Source organism: Rhodospirillales bacterium (assembly GCA_020638175.1).
Lineage (GTDB): Bacteria > Pseudomonadota > Alphaproteobacteria > Micavibrionales > Micavibrionaceae > JACKJA01.
This window is the reverse complement of the sequence record JACKJA010000002.1, coordinates 1,077,338-1,091,576: the sequence shown is the minus strand read 5'-3', so window position 1 is coordinate 1,091,576 and position 14,239 is coordinate 1,077,338. Positions and strand designations below refer to the sequence as shown.

At 54.6% G+C, this 14,239-nt stretch carries 15 protein-coding genes; 12 read left to right on the top strand and 3 right to left on the bottom strand.

What is annotated here, in order from left to right; all coding sequences use genetic code 11:
- Positions 1-10: 10 nt before the first annotated feature.
- On the bottom strand, positions 11-619 hold the full coding sequence (locus tag H6868_05310; protein ID MCB9988740.1) for a flagellar basal body-associated FliL family protein: 609 nt from the start codon (positions 617-619) through the stop codon (positions 11-13).
- A 360-nt stretch (positions 620-979) separates the two neighbouring features.
- On the opposite strand from H6868_05310, the gene flgF reads away from it, so the two are divergent.
- The 4 genes from flgF to H6868_05290 are packed head-to-tail and all read left to right on the top strand — an operon-like array spanning position 980 to position 4,351.
- Positions 980-1,705, top strand: a complete 726-nt coding sequence (gene flgF, locus H6868_05305; GenBank protein MCB9988739.1) for a flagellar basal-body rod protein FlgF — start codon at positions 980-982, stop codon at positions 1,703-1,705.
- 42 nt (positions 1,706-1,747) lie between these two features.
- Positions 1,748-2,533, top strand: a complete 786-nt coding sequence (gene flgG / locus H6868_05300; protein MCB9988738.1) for a flagellar basal-body rod protein FlgG — start codon at positions 1,748-1,750, stop codon at positions 2,531-2,533.
- A gap of 41 nt (positions 2,534-2,574) precedes the next feature.
- A complete protein-coding gene (gene flgA, locus H6868_05295; protein ID MCB9988737.1) occupies positions 2,575-3,558 on the top strand; it encodes a flagellar basal body P-ring formation protein FlgA in 984 nt (327 codons plus the stop codon).
- A gap of 43 nt (positions 3,559-3,601) precedes the next feature.
- Positions 3,602-4,351 carry a flagellar basal body L-ring protein FlgH gene (locus H6868_05290; GenBank protein ID MCB9988736.1) on the top strand — a complete coding sequence of 250 codons (750 nt, stop codon included), beginning with the start codon at positions 3,602-3,604 and terminating at the stop codon, positions 4,349-4,351.
- 103 nt (positions 4,352-4,454) lie between these two features.
- Here the strand turns inward: H6868_05290 and dksA are convergent, their stop codons facing one another.
- Together dksA and H6868_05280 are read right to left on the bottom strand one after the other, a co-directional pair.
- On the bottom strand, positions 4,455-4,889 hold the full coding sequence (gene dksA / locus H6868_05285; protein ID MCB9988735.1) for an RNA polymerase-binding protein DksA: 435 nt from the start codon (positions 4,887-4,889) through the stop codon (positions 4,455-4,457).
- 88 nt (positions 4,890-4,977) lie between these two features.
- On the bottom strand, positions 4,978-5,421 hold the full coding sequence (locus H6868_05280; GenBank protein MCB9988734.1) for a flagellar assembly protein FliX: 444 nt from the start codon (positions 5,419-5,421) through the stop codon (positions 4,978-4,980).
- A gap of 316 nt (positions 5,422-5,737) precedes the next feature.
- Here H6868_05280 and H6868_05275 point away from each other — a divergent pair, with 316 nt between their 5' ends.
- The 8 genes from H6868_05275 (at position 5,738) to H6868_05240 (ending at position 14,207) form a co-directional block, all read left to right on the top strand.
- Entirely contained in the window at positions 5,738-6,877 is a 1,140-nt protein-coding gene (locus tag H6868_05275; protein MCB9988733.1) for a flagellar basal body P-ring protein FlgI, read from the top strand.
- Positions 6,878-6,900: 23 nt separating this feature from the next.
- Positions 6,901-7,251 carry a rod-binding protein gene (locus H6868_05270; GenBank protein ID MCB9988732.1) on the top strand — a complete coding sequence of 117 codons (351 nt, stop codon included), beginning with the start codon at positions 6,901-6,903 and terminating at the stop codon, positions 7,249-7,251.
- Positions 7,248-7,613, top strand: coding sequence for a hypothetical protein (locus H6868_05265; protein ID MCB9988731.1), 366 nt, complete (start codon positions 7,248-7,250; stop codon positions 7,611-7,613). Before H6868_05270 ends, H6868_05265 begins: the two co-directional genes overlap by 4 nt.
- A 2-nt stretch (positions 7,614-7,615) precedes the next feature.
- A complete protein-coding gene (locus tag H6868_05260; GenBank protein ID MCB9988730.1) occupies positions 7,616-8,116 on the top strand; it encodes a flagellar protein FlgN in 501 nt (166 codons plus the stop codon).
- A 17-nt stretch (positions 8,117-8,133) separates the two neighbouring features.
- Entirely contained in the window at positions 8,134-9,753 is a 1,620-nt protein-coding gene (locus H6868_05255; GenBank protein MCB9988729.1) for a flagellar hook-length control protein FliK, read from the top strand.
- Positions 9,754-9,771: 18 nt separating this feature from the next.
- Positions 9,772-10,491 carry a flagellar hook capping family protein gene (locus H6868_05250; protein MCB9988728.1) on the top strand — a complete coding sequence of 240 codons (720 nt, stop codon included), beginning with the start codon at positions 9,772-9,774 and terminating at the stop codon, positions 10,489-10,491.
- 62 nt (positions 10,492-10,553) lie between these two features.
- Positions 10,554-12,311, top strand: a complete 1,758-nt coding sequence (locus tag H6868_05245; protein MCB9988727.1) for a flagellar hook-basal body complex protein — start codon at positions 10,554-10,556, stop codon at positions 12,309-12,311.
- A 225-nt stretch (positions 12,312-12,536) separates the two neighbouring features.
- Positions 12,537-14,207: a flagellin gene (locus tag H6868_05240; GenBank protein MCB9988726.1), complete on the top strand. Its 1,671-nt coding sequence runs from the start codon at positions 12,537-12,539 to the stop codon at positions 14,205-14,207.
- Positions 14,208-14,239: the final 32 nt, after the last annotated feature.

Below are 14,239 nucleotides of genomic sequence, written 5' to 3'. Positions count from 1 at the left end.
CCATATGCCTTTATTGTATCAGGATTTCCTGAAACAGCACATCCTTGACCTCGATCGGGTACGCCGCAGCGTTCACCCGCGACAACAACTCCATCTGTAACCTGTAAATACCGGCCGACCCGCGCAAGTCACGAACATGCAGCTCCCGCAGATAGGTCTGGAATTGATCGACCACCCGCGGCATCACAGCCTCGACACCGGCCCGGTCTTCTTCACTGGCCAGTTCAAGCTGCACCGTCAAACGCAGATAACGTGTCTGCCCGCCGGTGTCTTGAATATTGACCGTCATATTGGGGATTTCAAGGAAATGGGCGCCTGTCGCATTTCCTTTTGCGCCGTGTTCACCACCGTGGCCACCGCCATGTCCGCCTTCATCGCCATGCCCCGCATCGGCCGTTTGCTCTTCCTCGGAGCCGCCGCCCAGAACACTATCCAGCATGCCGGAAAAATAAAGGCCGCCGCCCGCGCCTAATAAAAGGAAAAGCGGCAAAACGACGATCAGAACAATTTTTTTGGCATTCAGACCACCGCCCGCGCCTTCTTCTTCACCGTCGGCCCCTTCGCCCTCTTCGGATACACCGGTGTCGTCTTCGTCTTCTCGCTGGTTTTCTTCAGCCATCTGTTCGCTCTCCTGAAACTCTTGTCAATTCTAACACAGACATACGCGTACGCAGTTAATTTTATGAACAATAATAACAAAATCCCGGCCATTGTCTCAAGACGCGAGAACTTATCCCCACTTTTCCCGGAAATATAACGAATTACGGCCCGTTAAAAATATGCGGGCATTTTTTGCCGGGAAGCCCATTACGCCCTGTCACAATTTTCCGTATCCTGTAAAAATCCGCAACCAGCACCTCTATAACATATTGTTTTAAAACAATTTAATACTTTGGCATGGGGAGTGCATTGTCTTTTCCCGGCGGCATGTATTTACCGCCAGACAACAAGACAACAACGGCCAGTGGGTAAGAATGCCATGGAAAACAGTATTTATGTAGGATTGTCCCGACAGGTGGCCTTAAGGGCCAATATGGACATTATCGCCAACAACGTCGCCAACATGTCGACGCCAGGATACCGTGCACAAAATATGGTCTTCACCGAATATTTGTCCGACCCCAAAGGCAACACCGATCCGCTGTCGATGGTCGAGGATTACGGCCAGTTCCAATCAACCGAAGCCGGACCGATGCAATTCACCGGCAATCCACTTGATGTTTCCCTGCAAGGGCCGGGGTTCATCGGTGTTCAGACCAACAACGGGATCATGTACACCCGCGCCGGAAATTTCCAGATCAACGTTAATGGCGAACTGGTTACCGGGGCTGGAAACCTGGTGGCCGGCTCCGGCGGCGGTCCGATCATCATCCCGGAAGGCTCCACCGATCTGAAAATCGGACATGACGGCACGATCAGCACCAGCGAAGGTGATCTCGGCCAGATCATGGTGACCGAATTTGATAACCAGCAAGACCTGGAAGCGACCGGCAACGGGCTGTACAAAGCGCCGGACGGCGCAGGTATCCCGGCGGAGAACACGTCCGTTATGCAAGGTATGCTCGAAGGTTCAAACGTGAAAGCGGTATTGGAAATGACGCGGATGATCGACGTCCTGCGCGCCTACCAGCAAACGCAAAAGATTTTATCCGACGAACATGAGCGGCAACGAAACATGATCCAGAAACTGTCACGAGTCAGCTAAGGATCAATACGATTTAACAGGAAGATAACAGGAGTATAGACAATGAGATCTCTGGATATCGGTGCAACGGGCATGTTAGCCCAGCAAATGAATGTCGATGTGATTTCCAACAACATCGCCAACATGACCACGACCGGCCATAAACGCCAGCGCGTGGATTTCAAGGATCTGATCTATCAGAACCTCAGCCGCCCCGGATCGCAATCCTCGGATGTCGGCACAATCCTGCCTTCCGGCCTGCAGCTTGGTCTGGGGGTCCGGGTCGGGTCGGTTTACCGCATTCACGAACAAGGGCCGCTGCAAATGACTGAAAATCCTCTGGATCTGGCGCTGACCGGCGACGGATTCTTCCAGATTACCATGCCGGACGGCGACACCGCTTACACGCGTTCCGGCGTCTTCCAGATTAATCAGGACGGGGAAATCGTCACCACGCAGGGTTATCAACTGGAGCCGAACATCGTGGTTCCCGATGATGCGATTGCCGTGGAAATCAACGAAAGCGGCGAAGTTTTCGCGCAGATTTCCGGGCAAGTTGCCTTGTCCAACCTAGGGCAAATTGACATTGCCACGTTCGTAAATCCGGCCGGGCTGGAAGCCATTGGTGATAACTTGTTCGTCGAAACCGAAGGGTCAGGAACGCCGACTGTCGGCACACCGAACACGGAAAATTTTGCCGCTATCCGCCAAGGCGCTCTGGAAAGTTCCAACGTCAATGTGGTCGAGGAAATTACGCAACTGATTACGGCGCAACGCGCCTACGAAATGAACTCGAACATTATCACGACCAGTGACGAAATGCTGCAAACCGTAACGCAGTTGCGTTAAGGAAAACAGCCCACCCATCCGTAGATAAGGGAGTGTAAAAAATGGAAAGCGTAACAATTACTAAGACAGTTGATTTAACATTCAGGTTGATTGTGTTGACCCTGTCTGTGACGCTGGGATTGATCTTCCTTTTTGCCGGCGCCCGGACGGTGCTGGCCGCCAGCCTGAAACATACGGCTGTCGTCACGAAAGACGTTTTGACGGTTGGTGATCTGTTTGAAGGCCTGCCGGACACCAAGGCCTCCTACCCTCTCGGTCCGGCGCCGCAGCCCGGCCAAGAGATGGTCTTAAACGCCCGGACCCTGTACCGGATTGCCGCCGCCCTCGATTTGCCGTGGCAGCCCAGCAGCACCGCCGAACAAGTTACCGTCCGCCGGTCTGCGACCCTAATCAACACAACGGTTATTAGCGAAGCGATTGAGCAATCCCTGCACGATCAAGGGCTTCAAGGGCATTTCAACCTGGCCTATGACATGGCCAATCCTCCGGAAATGATTTTGCCGGGGCACATGCCGGTCAGCCTTGAGATTGCCGATTTACGCTATGACGCTCAAAAAGGTCGTTTTGAAGCCCGGCTGGCCGCGCCGTCACGCGAACACCCGGAAAGCGAAATGACCGTCACCGGCCAGATTGAGCGCATGGTCTCCGTCCCCGTTTTGAAAAACGTCATGCGTCAGGATGATATTATCGGGCAGGCTGATATCACATGGCTGGACGTGCGGGAAAAAGACCTTCAGCACGACGTTCTTTTGAACGAAGACGACTTGCTGGGCATGACCCCGCGCCGCATGGCCTTGAGCGGTCAGCCCCTGCGGGCCGGTGAGCTTATACACCCGGAAGTCGTCGAACGCGGCGCAAAGATTACGCTGGTTTACAAAGAAGGTCCGTTAAACCTGACGGCCCGTGGCAAGGCCATGCAGAATGGCGCTGTAGGTGATCTGATCCGCGTTGTTAATCTTGCCAGCAACCGGACGGTCGAGGGGTTCGTATCCGGACCACAGGAAGTGACTATTGCGTCCCAGTAACAACGGTAAAAAAACAGGAGTGGGTTCCATGACTCAACAAACGATGAAAGTAACATACAGAAATCTTATTCTGGCGCTGGCCGCCAGCACCACGCTGACAGCCTGCGGTTCTCTGGACCGGATACAAAATGTCGGTAAGGCACCGGATATGAGCGCCATCGAAAATCCGCAGCTGCAAGCCGATTACCAGCCTGTCAGCATGCCGATGCCGGCGCCGAAGTCTGTCAGTAAGCAGCCGAATTCCCTGTGGGCCTCGGACCGTAAAGGTTTCTTCAAAGATCAACGCGCCAAGGAAGTCGGCGATATTCTGACGGTTATGGTCGACATCAAAGATGAAGCGCAGCTTGATAACAAGACCGAACGCAAACGCACCAGCAGCGAAAATGCCGGGATGGATAATCTGCTGGGGATCGAATCGAGCCTGAACCGTGTCCTGCCGCAGGCCATTGACCCGGCAAACCTGGTTGGCATGGATGCCGACTCCGGCCACAAGGGCGAAGGCACCGTCGACCGGCAAGAGGATGTAAAAGTTGAGCTAGCCGCTATCGTGACCCAGATTCTACCGAACGGCAACATGGTCATTCAGGGCAAACAGGAAGTCCGGGTCAATTTTGAAAAACGAATTTTGATGATCGCCGGCGTGATTCGTCCGGAAGATATTTCCACCGACAACTCCATTTCTCATGAACAGATTGCCGAGGCGCGGATTGTCTATGGCGGCGAAGGACAGCTTACGGATGTTCAGCAGCCCCGTTACGGCCAACAGCTTTACGATATCGTTTTCCCCTTCTAATCCAATCATACACAACACTTTACCCCACTCTACCCTAACACTAAAAAACCGGCCCCAAAGGCCGGTTCTTTTTTGATTTTTTTTATCAGGAAAAGCCCGTTAGCTATTCATCCCGGTGCGTTTTTTCGAGACGCTCATGGCGCTCCTGCGCTTCCAGACTCAATGTGGCAACAGGCCGCGCATCAAGACGGGCAGCGCCAATCGGTTCGCCGGTTTCCTCGCAATAGCCGTATTCCCCGTCTTCCACCCGGTCGAGCGCGTCGTTAATCTTGTTAATCAGCTTACGCTCCCGGTCACGGGTCCGCAGTTCCAGCGCATGATCGGTTTCCGCCGATGCACGGTCCGCCAGATCAGGCTTTTGCAGTTCAGTGCCCTGCAATGTGTTCTGGATCGTTTCAGACGATTCCCGCAACAGCTCTTCGCGCCAGCGGATCAGTTTTAACCGGAAATATTCCAGCATAACCGGATTCATATAGTCGCCTTTATCCTTGGTCGGATCATAATCCGGCGGGACGATCACGCTTTTTTCCGATGCCATAACTTAAAACCCCGTTTATTAAATAAGAAAACAAAATTTTGCCGGGCGAATATAGGTATTTAAACCCCGGCAAGCAAGCATAAATAGTTCATCCGTTTTGATTATCCAACGCTTTACGCATTTTTGCGATTTCAATCTGGGCGCGCAGGTCAATTTCATCCAGAATGGCGGTCATTCGCGGATCTGTGATTTTTTCCCGGTGAGAGGCAACGACATCGGCAATATCAATAACGTGACCAACCGTCAGATTACCGTTTAGCAGCCCCATACGGATCCGATCCAGCTCTTGCAACAAATCATCGGCACGTGCCTTCATCCGCCGCTTTGCCGCCCGCGCCGTAGGATCTTCGGCCCCCTGCACCGCCAGCAATGCATCCATCGACGCGATCGACTGCGTTGCGCCTGTTTCCGAGGCTCCGCCAGAGGCCGCCGCCATCATTTCGCTAAAGCGCGCCTTGTCCGCCGCCGATGTTTTTTTGGCGCTTCCCGTTGATTTAGTTGATTGAGTCTGTTTCGGACCTTCGATTTTCATGACGTGATAATCCCTCGTCTGTACGGCGTTGAGTATCACCCGTGATACCCAAACGGTCAAGAGAGGCTTTTTTACCATGCCCCCTTCCTATTCCTCATAACAGGCAAAATTTTCCCGGCGCCCTTATTTTGCCCCGTCAAAAGCGGTCACTTCGTCCTCCCGCACAAGGGCCACGCAGGACGCCGCCCAGATAACACACTGATTTTAAATGATTTTTCTTTTAACAAAAACTGGCACGATCTTCGCAAGGGACTTTTCGGATCAATGTCATGAAAGACAAAAAAGAATGGCGAACGACATGAAAACAGTGACGGGCATGACGAACAACAAAAAAAGCCGCCGGGTATTGAGCGCTTTGATCGCTCTCGCTCTGGTGGCCTGCGCCTTTTTCCCGGCAGCCGCACAGGCCAAAACGACGCGGATCAAGGATATTGTCGACATCGAAGGCGTGCGGGAAAACATGTTGGTTGGCTATGGCCTTGTGGTCGGGCTTAACGGCACGGGCGACAGCCTGAACAACGCCCCGTTCACCAAACAATCGCTGACCGCCATGCTGGAGCGTCTGGGCGTCAATATTAAAGGGGAAAATCTGAATACCGGCAACGTCGCCGCTGTCATGGTTACCGCGACCCTGCCCCCTTTCACCAATCAGGGCTCCAAAATTGATATTGCGGTATCAGCCCTTGGCGACGCCGAAAGCCTGCAGGGTGGCACGCTGCTGGTAACGCCGTTGATGGGCGCAGACGGCGAAGTTTACGCCGTTGCTCAGGGATCAGTAACGATCGCCGGTTTTTCCGCCGAAGGTGATTCGGCGACCTTTATCAAGAACATCCCGACATCGGGCCGCATTGCCGAAGGCGCGATTGTCGAACGGGAAATCGACTTTAACCTTGAGGATTTCAGACAAGTGCGTCTGGCCCTGAAGAATCCCGATTTCACCACCGCCCGGCGGATTGCCCGCGCCATTAACGGCTTTTTGTCGACATCCGCGGCCAAGGCTGAGAATTCCGGCAGCGTTAAACTGAGCCTGCCCGGCGGTTTCAAAGGAACGATTGTCGACTTGATTACCGATATTGAACAACTGCCCGTTCAGCCCGATCAGGTCGCCCGCGTCGTGATAGACGAGCGCTCCGGTGTGATTGTCATGGGCGCCGATGTCCGGGTCAGCACCGTAGCCATCGCGCAAGGAAACCTGACGATCAAAATCACCGAAACACCGCAGGTCTCGCAGCCCAACCCGTTTGCCGCGCAAGGCGAAACCGTTGTGGTGCCGCGCACCGATATCGAAATCAACCAAGGCGACAATGTTGACCTGGCGATCCTAGACTCCGGCGTAACCCTGCAGGATCTGGTGACCGGCCTGAACCGGCTGGGCGTGGCCCCGCGCGACACGATCACCATTTTGCAGGCGATCAAGGCCGCCGGGGCGCTGCAGGCCGAGATTTCGAGTTTGTAAGATTATAAGGACGTAAAAAGACCATGAACGATTTGATGACACCCGATACCCAGATAGCGCTGATGACGGCTTCGCAAGCCGACATCGGGAAAGCTGTCCAGAAAACCAAGGGTACGAACGACATCAAAAACCTCGAGAAAATCGAGGAAGCCGCCCAAGAGTTCGAGGCCGTGTTTTTGTCCGAAATGCTGAAACCGATGTTCGAAGGCACGATGGAACCCGATCCGATGTTCGGCGGCGGCAAAGGCGAAGAAATATTCAAAGGCATGATGCTTCAGGAATACGGCAAGATGCTGGCCGACAAAGGCGGCGTCGGGATTGCCGAGCACGTCAAGGCTGAACTTATACGCATACAGGAGACCGCACAGAAATGATCCGACAAAACACAGCGCCGGTAACAGCAAACGATCAGACCACAGCCCTGCCCCGCGACCCGATGCAGGCGGCCCAGCAGATGCTGATGCTGACGGAAAAGCTGGCATGCCTGATGGATGAGGAAAACCGCGCGCTGGTTTCCAACGACTCGATTGCCTTTATGGCGGTGCAGTCCGAGAAAGAGCTGGCCACGATCCGTTATGACGCCGCGGCCACGGAGTTCCATGCAAAGGCTAAAAATTTCAAAGGGCGGCTTACGCCCGACATCATCAACCGCCTGGAAAAAGCCCAGACGGAACTCGGCCGGATCGCACGGCTGAACTACAACCAAATGTACAAAAACGACAACAGGGAGGTGTAACCATGACGACAGAAAAAAATCTGCAGCAGCCGAGAAATAAACCGTCAAAAGCAGAGGCGTTTATCCTGTCCCGCGACCCTAACCGGGCCATGCAGGAAATGATGGAGACCATCGACGCCATGCGCCGGGTTTTCATCGAGGAAAATGAAGCCTTAAAAGAAGGCAAAACCAAGATGTTCATGTCCCTGCAGGATAAAAAAATAGAAACGGCCCACCGTTACCAGTCCGGCACCGAGCAACTTATGAAACGGCGCGCCGAACTGGCCAGCCTTGACCCCGGTTTGCGGCGGCAGCTGGCTGACATGCAGGCCGAGTTTTCCGAGCTGACCGCCGAAAACCTGAAAGCACTGGAGCGCACGCGCAAAGGTGTCGAGCGTCTGAGCAACCGGATTATGAGTTCCGCCCGCAAGGCCGCCCGGCAGGAACGCGTCAAATACGGCGCATCGGGACAACTGGAAGAACATACGGGCCGCGTTTCCATCGGCATCAACGAAAGTGCCTAAACAGGAGCCTTATTAATATGGACATCAACGTCTTATACACACAGCAAGTACAGACCGGGGGGAAGAACACCCCCGGCGGCCCCCAATCCGCCACAGGCGGACAGGGTGTCTTTGCGGCTATCGCCCCCGGTTCCAGTTTTGCCGACCTGATTTTTGCGCGGCTGCTGGCGACCCAGCAAGCCGGCGATAATAAAAAAGAAGGCAGCGCCGCAAATGCAGATATTGACCTGAGCGCATTGAGCGATACGGATATCATTCCGGCCCATGTTGTTCTTGATAGTAGTGTGCTTGATAGCAACACCGTCCAGCAAACGGCTGTGCCTGTTGATATGATCGACGCCATAGAAACGGCAGCGGCTCAATCCTCCTGTCCGGATCAAACCGGTTGTGAAAACCGTCATAAAAAGCTGATGGATATTCTGGCGAGCCTTCTACAGGGCCAGCCACAGGAAAACGGAGCCAAAACCGTTGTTATTTCCTCCAAACAGATTGAAAAACTGGTGCAGGACGTCGCGCCGGACTTTTCCATGACGATTGATAACAAAACATCCAGCGAAGCTCTTCCCGCCCTGATCGCCACAGGCAAAAGCCCGGCAGATCTGGCCTCTATTATTGAACAATTACAAACACAGGATGACACGACGCCAGAGCAAGGATATATGCTCGTTCTGGTCCAGATCCTGCCGCCGCAAGCCAAACGCGAAGCTGTCTTTTTACCGCGGGGCACGATTGCATCGGCGGCGGCCTCCCCCACCCCTGCTCCGACAGCCGCCGGGGATCAGACCTCGGAAACAGCAACAGAAGACGGTGATCTGGCCGCCCGGCTTAACAGTCTGGTTATCGGTGAAGACGGGGGTAGCGAAGATCCTCTGTCATCGCGTTCCTTTGACAAGATTCTAAAGGTTCTGGAACAGGCGCAGCAAGAGATATCCGGCCGTATGCCGAATACCAGCGGCGCTGAAAAAATGGCGACGACCACTCAAAAAACCGGGGCCGGGCTGAGCAGTTTTCAACAAGCTGTCCAAAACGGAACGTCTTCCGACTTGTTGATGGATGCGTCCTTCTGGCAAAGCATTTATCCCGACGGGCTGCCATGGGCCACCGAGCAAGCCTCGGCCACCGCCGGCACATTGACACTGAACGGACCGGCGGGCCTGACCAGTATGGCCATGCATGCCGGACAGGCCGGCGCGCCGCACCCGGCAACGCAGCTTGTGGCCGCTACTTTGCAGAAAGCGTCCGGGAATGGTGAAAGCAAGACCCTGACCCTGCAGCTTGATCCGCCCGATCTGGGCCGCGTTGAAATCCGGATGAAGCTGGGCAACGACAAAACCATGAAGACCCACATGGTCATAGAAAAACCAGAAACATACATGATGCTCCAGCGTGATTCCCATGTCCTTGAGCGTGCCCTGCAAAACGCCGGCATAGACGCCGACGGCAGCAGCCTGAGCTTTGAGCTGGCGCAAGATGGCAACCTTTTCCATCAGGGCGGTGACGGCGGCCATAACGGCGAAGCTTATGGCGGCCATGGAAACGGCGCGGGCGATGATAGTGAAACGCTGATGATTGAAGCGACGGTGGATTGGTACACCGACCCGGAAACGGGGTTAACGAGATACGACTTTGTCGTTTAATTACAGGAGATTAGGAAAATGACTTCTGATGTAACTTTGACAAATACACTGGCGAACGCCCAGCAAACACAACAGCAATCGATTACGCTGGCCAATGACTTTAGCGACTTCCTGACCTTGCTGACGACGCAGCTGCAAAACCAGGATCCTTTGTCACCGATGGATTCAACGGAATTTACCAACCAGCTGGTTCAGTTCAGCCAGGTCGAGCAATCCATCAACACCAACCAGAAACTCGACGACATGCTGGCGCTGCAACTGGGCAGCATTTCATCCGTGGCGCTGGGCTATGTCGGCATGGATGCCAGTTATCTGGGCAACGAATTCGCCTATGACGGGACCAGCGATGCCAAAATTACCTACGCCATGAGCGAAGACGCCTATAGCGCAAAAATGTACATTTATAATGAGTCCGGGGAGCTGGTCTATTCGGACGATGCGCCGACGTCCATCGGCAGCCATGAAATGTTCTGGGATGGCAGCCACAGCGGCGGCGGCACGGTCGAGCCGGGCACATATTCCGTTCAGATCGACGCGCTCGACCCGGATGGCAATGTCATTGATACATCGACGGTCGTTTCCGGGCGCGTCCGGGGGATTGAATCCCAAAACGGCGTGATTTTCCTGCTGATCGGCGAGCGGGCCGTGCCCCTCAACTCGATCATCAACGCAACTTTGCCAACGGAAACCGCCGCAGATGATGCGGAAGTTCCCGCGGAAGAACAACAGGCAGCTTAACCAACAACCAAACAACTGAAACTACTTGAGACATTACTGATTTTTAAAAAAGGAGGCTAACCATGAGCTTATTTGGATCACTTTTCACCGGCGTATCGGGTCTGGGGGCACAATCCCAGGCAACGGCAATGATTTCGAACAACATCGCTAACGTCAACACAACAGGCTTCAAACGCTCGGAAGCCAGCTTTTTCTCACTTGTCACGACGGAAAGCCGTTTGTCGACATACTCACCGGGGACCGTTTCGGTCAACCGGGTGCAGCGCGTCGACCAGCAAGGTCCGATTACCCAGACCTCTTCGGCAACGGATGCGGCGATTTCCGGGAACGGGATGTTTGCCGTTAAACGGGATACCGGTATCCAGCAAGAGTTCCTGTACACACGGAGCGGTTCCTTCAGCGAGGACTCGCAAGGTCTTCTGCGGAATACGGCCGGCTTTGTCTTGTATGCCTGGCCGATTGACGCCAACGGTGGCCTGCCTGCCAACCAGGGTGACCTGACATCGCTTGTCCCGGCAGACGTGGCCTTCCTTGGCGGTCTGACCCGTCCGACAAGCACGGCAGAGATATCCCTGAACCTCGACGCCGATCAGGAAGACTATAACTCACATGTTTTCACGACCAGCTCGGCCCTGCCGATCACGAACCAGCAAGCGCACTTCTCGCGGGGGCTGACGGTCTTTGACGCTTTGGGATCATCCCAGACGCTGACCTTCGAATATCGGAAAATCACCGGCCCGATGGCCCATGCGACGACGCAGGCCGCCGGTCTTGATCTGGATACGTCCCTGACCGATCCGGCGTTGCTTGCCGGTATCGCAGCGGGAGACCAGTTCAGTATTACCGTTGGTGCAGACACGCGGACGTATGACATGGGCGTGGCTGCCGGTGGGGACGTCACCGTTACGACGGTTGGCGAACTGATTAGCGACATCAACAACCAGTTCGGCGGCCCCGGCGGCGGCGTTCTGGAAGCACACCTGAACGGCAATGGCCGAATCGTCTTCCAGACTGTCGACCCGACGGCTTCCCTGCAATTTGCCGATGTTACCGGCACACCGATCTCGGGCCTGAGCACACTCAACTTGTTCACCGACCCCGTAACGCCGGGGACTCCGTATACTTACGATCCGGAAGCAGAGCTGAGCGGTCCGTATACGACCTATCCCGGCCAGACCGACTTCCCGACGTTCAGCAACGTCACCAACCCAAACACGCAAGGCTGGTGGGAAGTAACCGTCATGCACCCGGATGGGTCGACGCTGACACAAGGCCTGATGAACTTTGCCGGGGACGGGACGCTGAATGCCGCAGCCGACGCCAACGGTAATGTTGACATCGAGCTCAGCAACATCAACTGGGGCAACGGGGCCGATTTGCAGGACATTAATATTGATGTCGAGCGTTTCAGCCAATTCGCCGGTAACTATGACGTGATTTTCTCTGACCAGAACGGGGCCGAACTGGGCCTGCGGACCGGGGTCGAAATCACGCGTGACGGTATCATCGTCGCCCGGTTTTCGAACGGAGCCACGGCCGACCTTTATAAAGTGCCGCTGGTCACCTTCGCGAACATGAACGGCCTGCAGGAAGTTTCCGGTACGGCTTACAGCGAGACCGACGAATCGGGTGAGGACAACTTGCGTGAAGCCGGAAGCGGCGGCGCGGGTTTCCTTGAGCCCTCCACGGTCGAGGCCTCGAACGTTGATCTTGCCGACGAGTTTGCCAAGCTGATCGTCGCGCAGCGGGCGTTCTCCGCCAACACGCGGGTCATCAACACCGTCGACCAGATGACGGAAGACTTATTAAGACTGCGGTAGGTCTTTAGGATAAAGGCACCACCGTAGCACCCAGGGCGCGGACGGGCTTGAGACAGGATCTCTCGCCGCCGCGCCCTCTCTATTTCCGGCTTTTTAAAAATTAATGGGGACAGCCCGGAAATTTTTAAACACTTTGTTAAGGGATGTGATACTATAATTGAAATTGTCGGGAGGATTCCGACGCATACTTTATGTAGATCAGAACCTTAGGAAAGGAGATCCCATATGACTTCTGATGTTGTATTGACCGCAGCGTTGAGGAATAACCTTCTCAGCCTGCAATCCACCCAGAGAAGCATTGACACCACCCAGTTCCGTTTGGCAACCGGGCGTAAAGTCAATTCCGCTCTGGATAACCCCCAGAACTTCTTTGCCGCACAATCCCTGAATAACCGGGCCGGCGACTTGACCCGTCTTCTCGACGGTATCGGTCAGTCGATCCAGACCATTCAGACCGCGGACAAAGGTGTGACGGGCTTGACCAAACTGGTTGAACAAGCCGAATCAATCGTGAACTCCGCCCGGGACGAGTTGCTCGCCTCCGAAGGGGAAGCACGTGTAACCGGTTCGACGGACCTGAGCAACGTATCCGACCTGACGTCACTGGCTAACATTACAGCTGGCGCCCAGTTCGACATCAACGTTGTTGGCAGTGACGGCATTTTGGTGAGTGAAACCATCACGATCAATGCCGGTGATACCGCTGAATCTTTGGCAGCCCAGATTACCAACGCGTTTGCCGATAACCAGAACGGTGAAATCGAAGCCCGGGTTACTGATGATGGTTTCCTGGATATCTACAGCACGGACGGACAAACCTTCCGGGTTGTTGATAACAGCGCCGTACAAGCAACGACATTGAACGGCTTTGCCGATCTGGGCTTCACAACCCAGTTTGCAAACGAACTGGACGGTGCCGGTAACACACTGGCCGCCGCGACAATCGTTGCCGGCAAAGAGTTGAGTTCTGTTTCCATTTATGAGGCAGCAGGAGATCTGGCGGAAGCTGGCGACCTGTTAACAGGAACTTATGATAATGCTGACGGCACTCAAATCCTCGGTGGCCTTGCTGCCGGTGATTCAATTAGCATTTCCGTCAATGGCACGAACACCATTACCTTTGGCCCTCTGGCGGGCACTGAAACTTTCCAAGATTTGGTGGATGCCGTCAATCAGGACGCCAATGTTAATGAATTGATCAGTGCTGAATTTGATGGCCAAACCGGGCAGTTGAAGATTAAATCAATTTCGGGTGACACTGATTTTGTTGAGATCTCTGTTACGGGCGCTGCGGCAACTGATTTCAATCTTGGTTTTGGTGATGATACGGGTGCTCTTGATCCATTGGCCACAACAGGGGCCGGGAACCAGCAAGATCGCGTGTACGCCTTCAGTACCGGTAGCGCCAAGCTGGAATCTCTGGCGGCGGACTATAACGAAGTCCGGACCCAGATTGACCGGTTGGTTGTTGACTCGAACTACCGCGGTACGAACCTGCTGCAAGGCGATGACCTGGTAACGTTCTTCAACGAACTGCGTTCCAGCTCCCTGACCACGCAAGGGGTTGATTTCTCCGCCGATGGTCTGGGGATCACGGAAACCACGTTTGCCAACAGCTCGATCGTTGACTCGGCGGCCGATGAAATCCGCGGCGCTCTGGAAGCTGTCCGGGCCTTCGGGAATACGCTGTCGAACGATTTGGCGATCATCCAGACGCGTGAAGACTTCACCAACGAAGTCATCAACACGCTGACGGAAGGTGCCGACAAGCTGACCGTGGCCGACCAGAACGAGGAAGGCGCGAAACTGCTGGCTCTGCAAACCCGCCAGCAATTGGGTGTTACGTCTCTGGCGTTGGCATCCCAGTCGCAACAGTCCATCCTGCGACTGTTCTAATCGGGCCGGGGAATACCAATATAACGAATTCA

Excerpts from the sequence above, each read along its gene's own strand:
- H6868_05275 (MCB9988733.1), top strand. The coding sequence starts at position 5,738 with ATGACGAACAACAAAAAAAGCCGCCGGGTATTGAGCGCTTTGATCGCT.
- flgA (MCB9988737.1), top strand. The coding sequence starts at position 2,575 with ATGGAAAGCGTAACAATTACTAAGACAGTTGATTTAACATTCAGGTTG.
- dksA (MCB9988735.1), bottom strand. The coding sequence starts at position 4,889 with ATGGCATCGGAAAAAAGCGTGATCGTCCCGCCGGATTATGATCCGACC.
- H6868_05290 (MCB9988736.1), top strand. The coding sequence starts at position 3,602 with ATGAAAGTAACATACAGAAATCTTATTCTGGCGCTGGCCGCCAGCACC.
- H6868_05270 (MCB9988732.1), top strand. The coding sequence starts at position 6,901 with ATGAACGATTTGATGACACCCGATACCCAGATAGCGCTGATGACGGCT.
- flgG (MCB9988738.1), top strand. The coding sequence starts at position 1,748 with ATGAGATCTCTGGATATCGGTGCAACGGGCATGTTAGCCCAGCAAATG.
- H6868_05250 (MCB9988728.1), top strand. The coding sequence starts at position 9,772 with ATGACTTCTGATGTAACTTTGACAAATACACTGGCGAACGCCCAGCAA.
- H6868_05260 (MCB9988730.1), top strand. The coding sequence starts at position 7,616 with ATGACGACAGAAAAAAATCTGCAGCAGCCGAGAAATAAACCGTCAAAA.
- H6868_05255 (MCB9988729.1), top strand. The coding sequence starts at position 8,134 with ATGGACATCAACGTCTTATACACACAGCAAGTACAGACCGGGGGGAAG.
- H6868_05265 (MCB9988731.1), top strand. The coding sequence starts at position 7,248 with ATGATCCGACAAAACACAGCGCCGGTAACAGCAAACGATCAGACCACA.
- H6868_05280 (MCB9988734.1), bottom strand. The coding sequence starts at position 5,421 with ATGAAAATCGAAGGTCCGAAACAGACTCAATCAACTAAATCAACGGGA.
- flgF (MCB9988739.1), top strand. The coding sequence starts at position 980 with ATGGAAAACAGTATTTATGTAGGATTGTCCCGACAGGTGGCCTTAAGG.
- H6868_05310 (MCB9988740.1), bottom strand. The coding sequence starts at position 619 with ATGGCTGAAGAAAACCAGCGAGAAGACGAAGACGACACCGGTGTATCC.
- H6868_05240 (MCB9988726.1), top strand. The coding sequence starts at position 12,537 with ATGACTTCTGATGTTGTATTGACCGCAGCGTTGAGGAATAACCTTCTC.
- H6868_05245 (MCB9988727.1), top strand. The coding sequence starts at position 10,554 with ATGAGCTTATTTGGATCACTTTTCACCGGCGTATCGGGTCTGGGGGCA.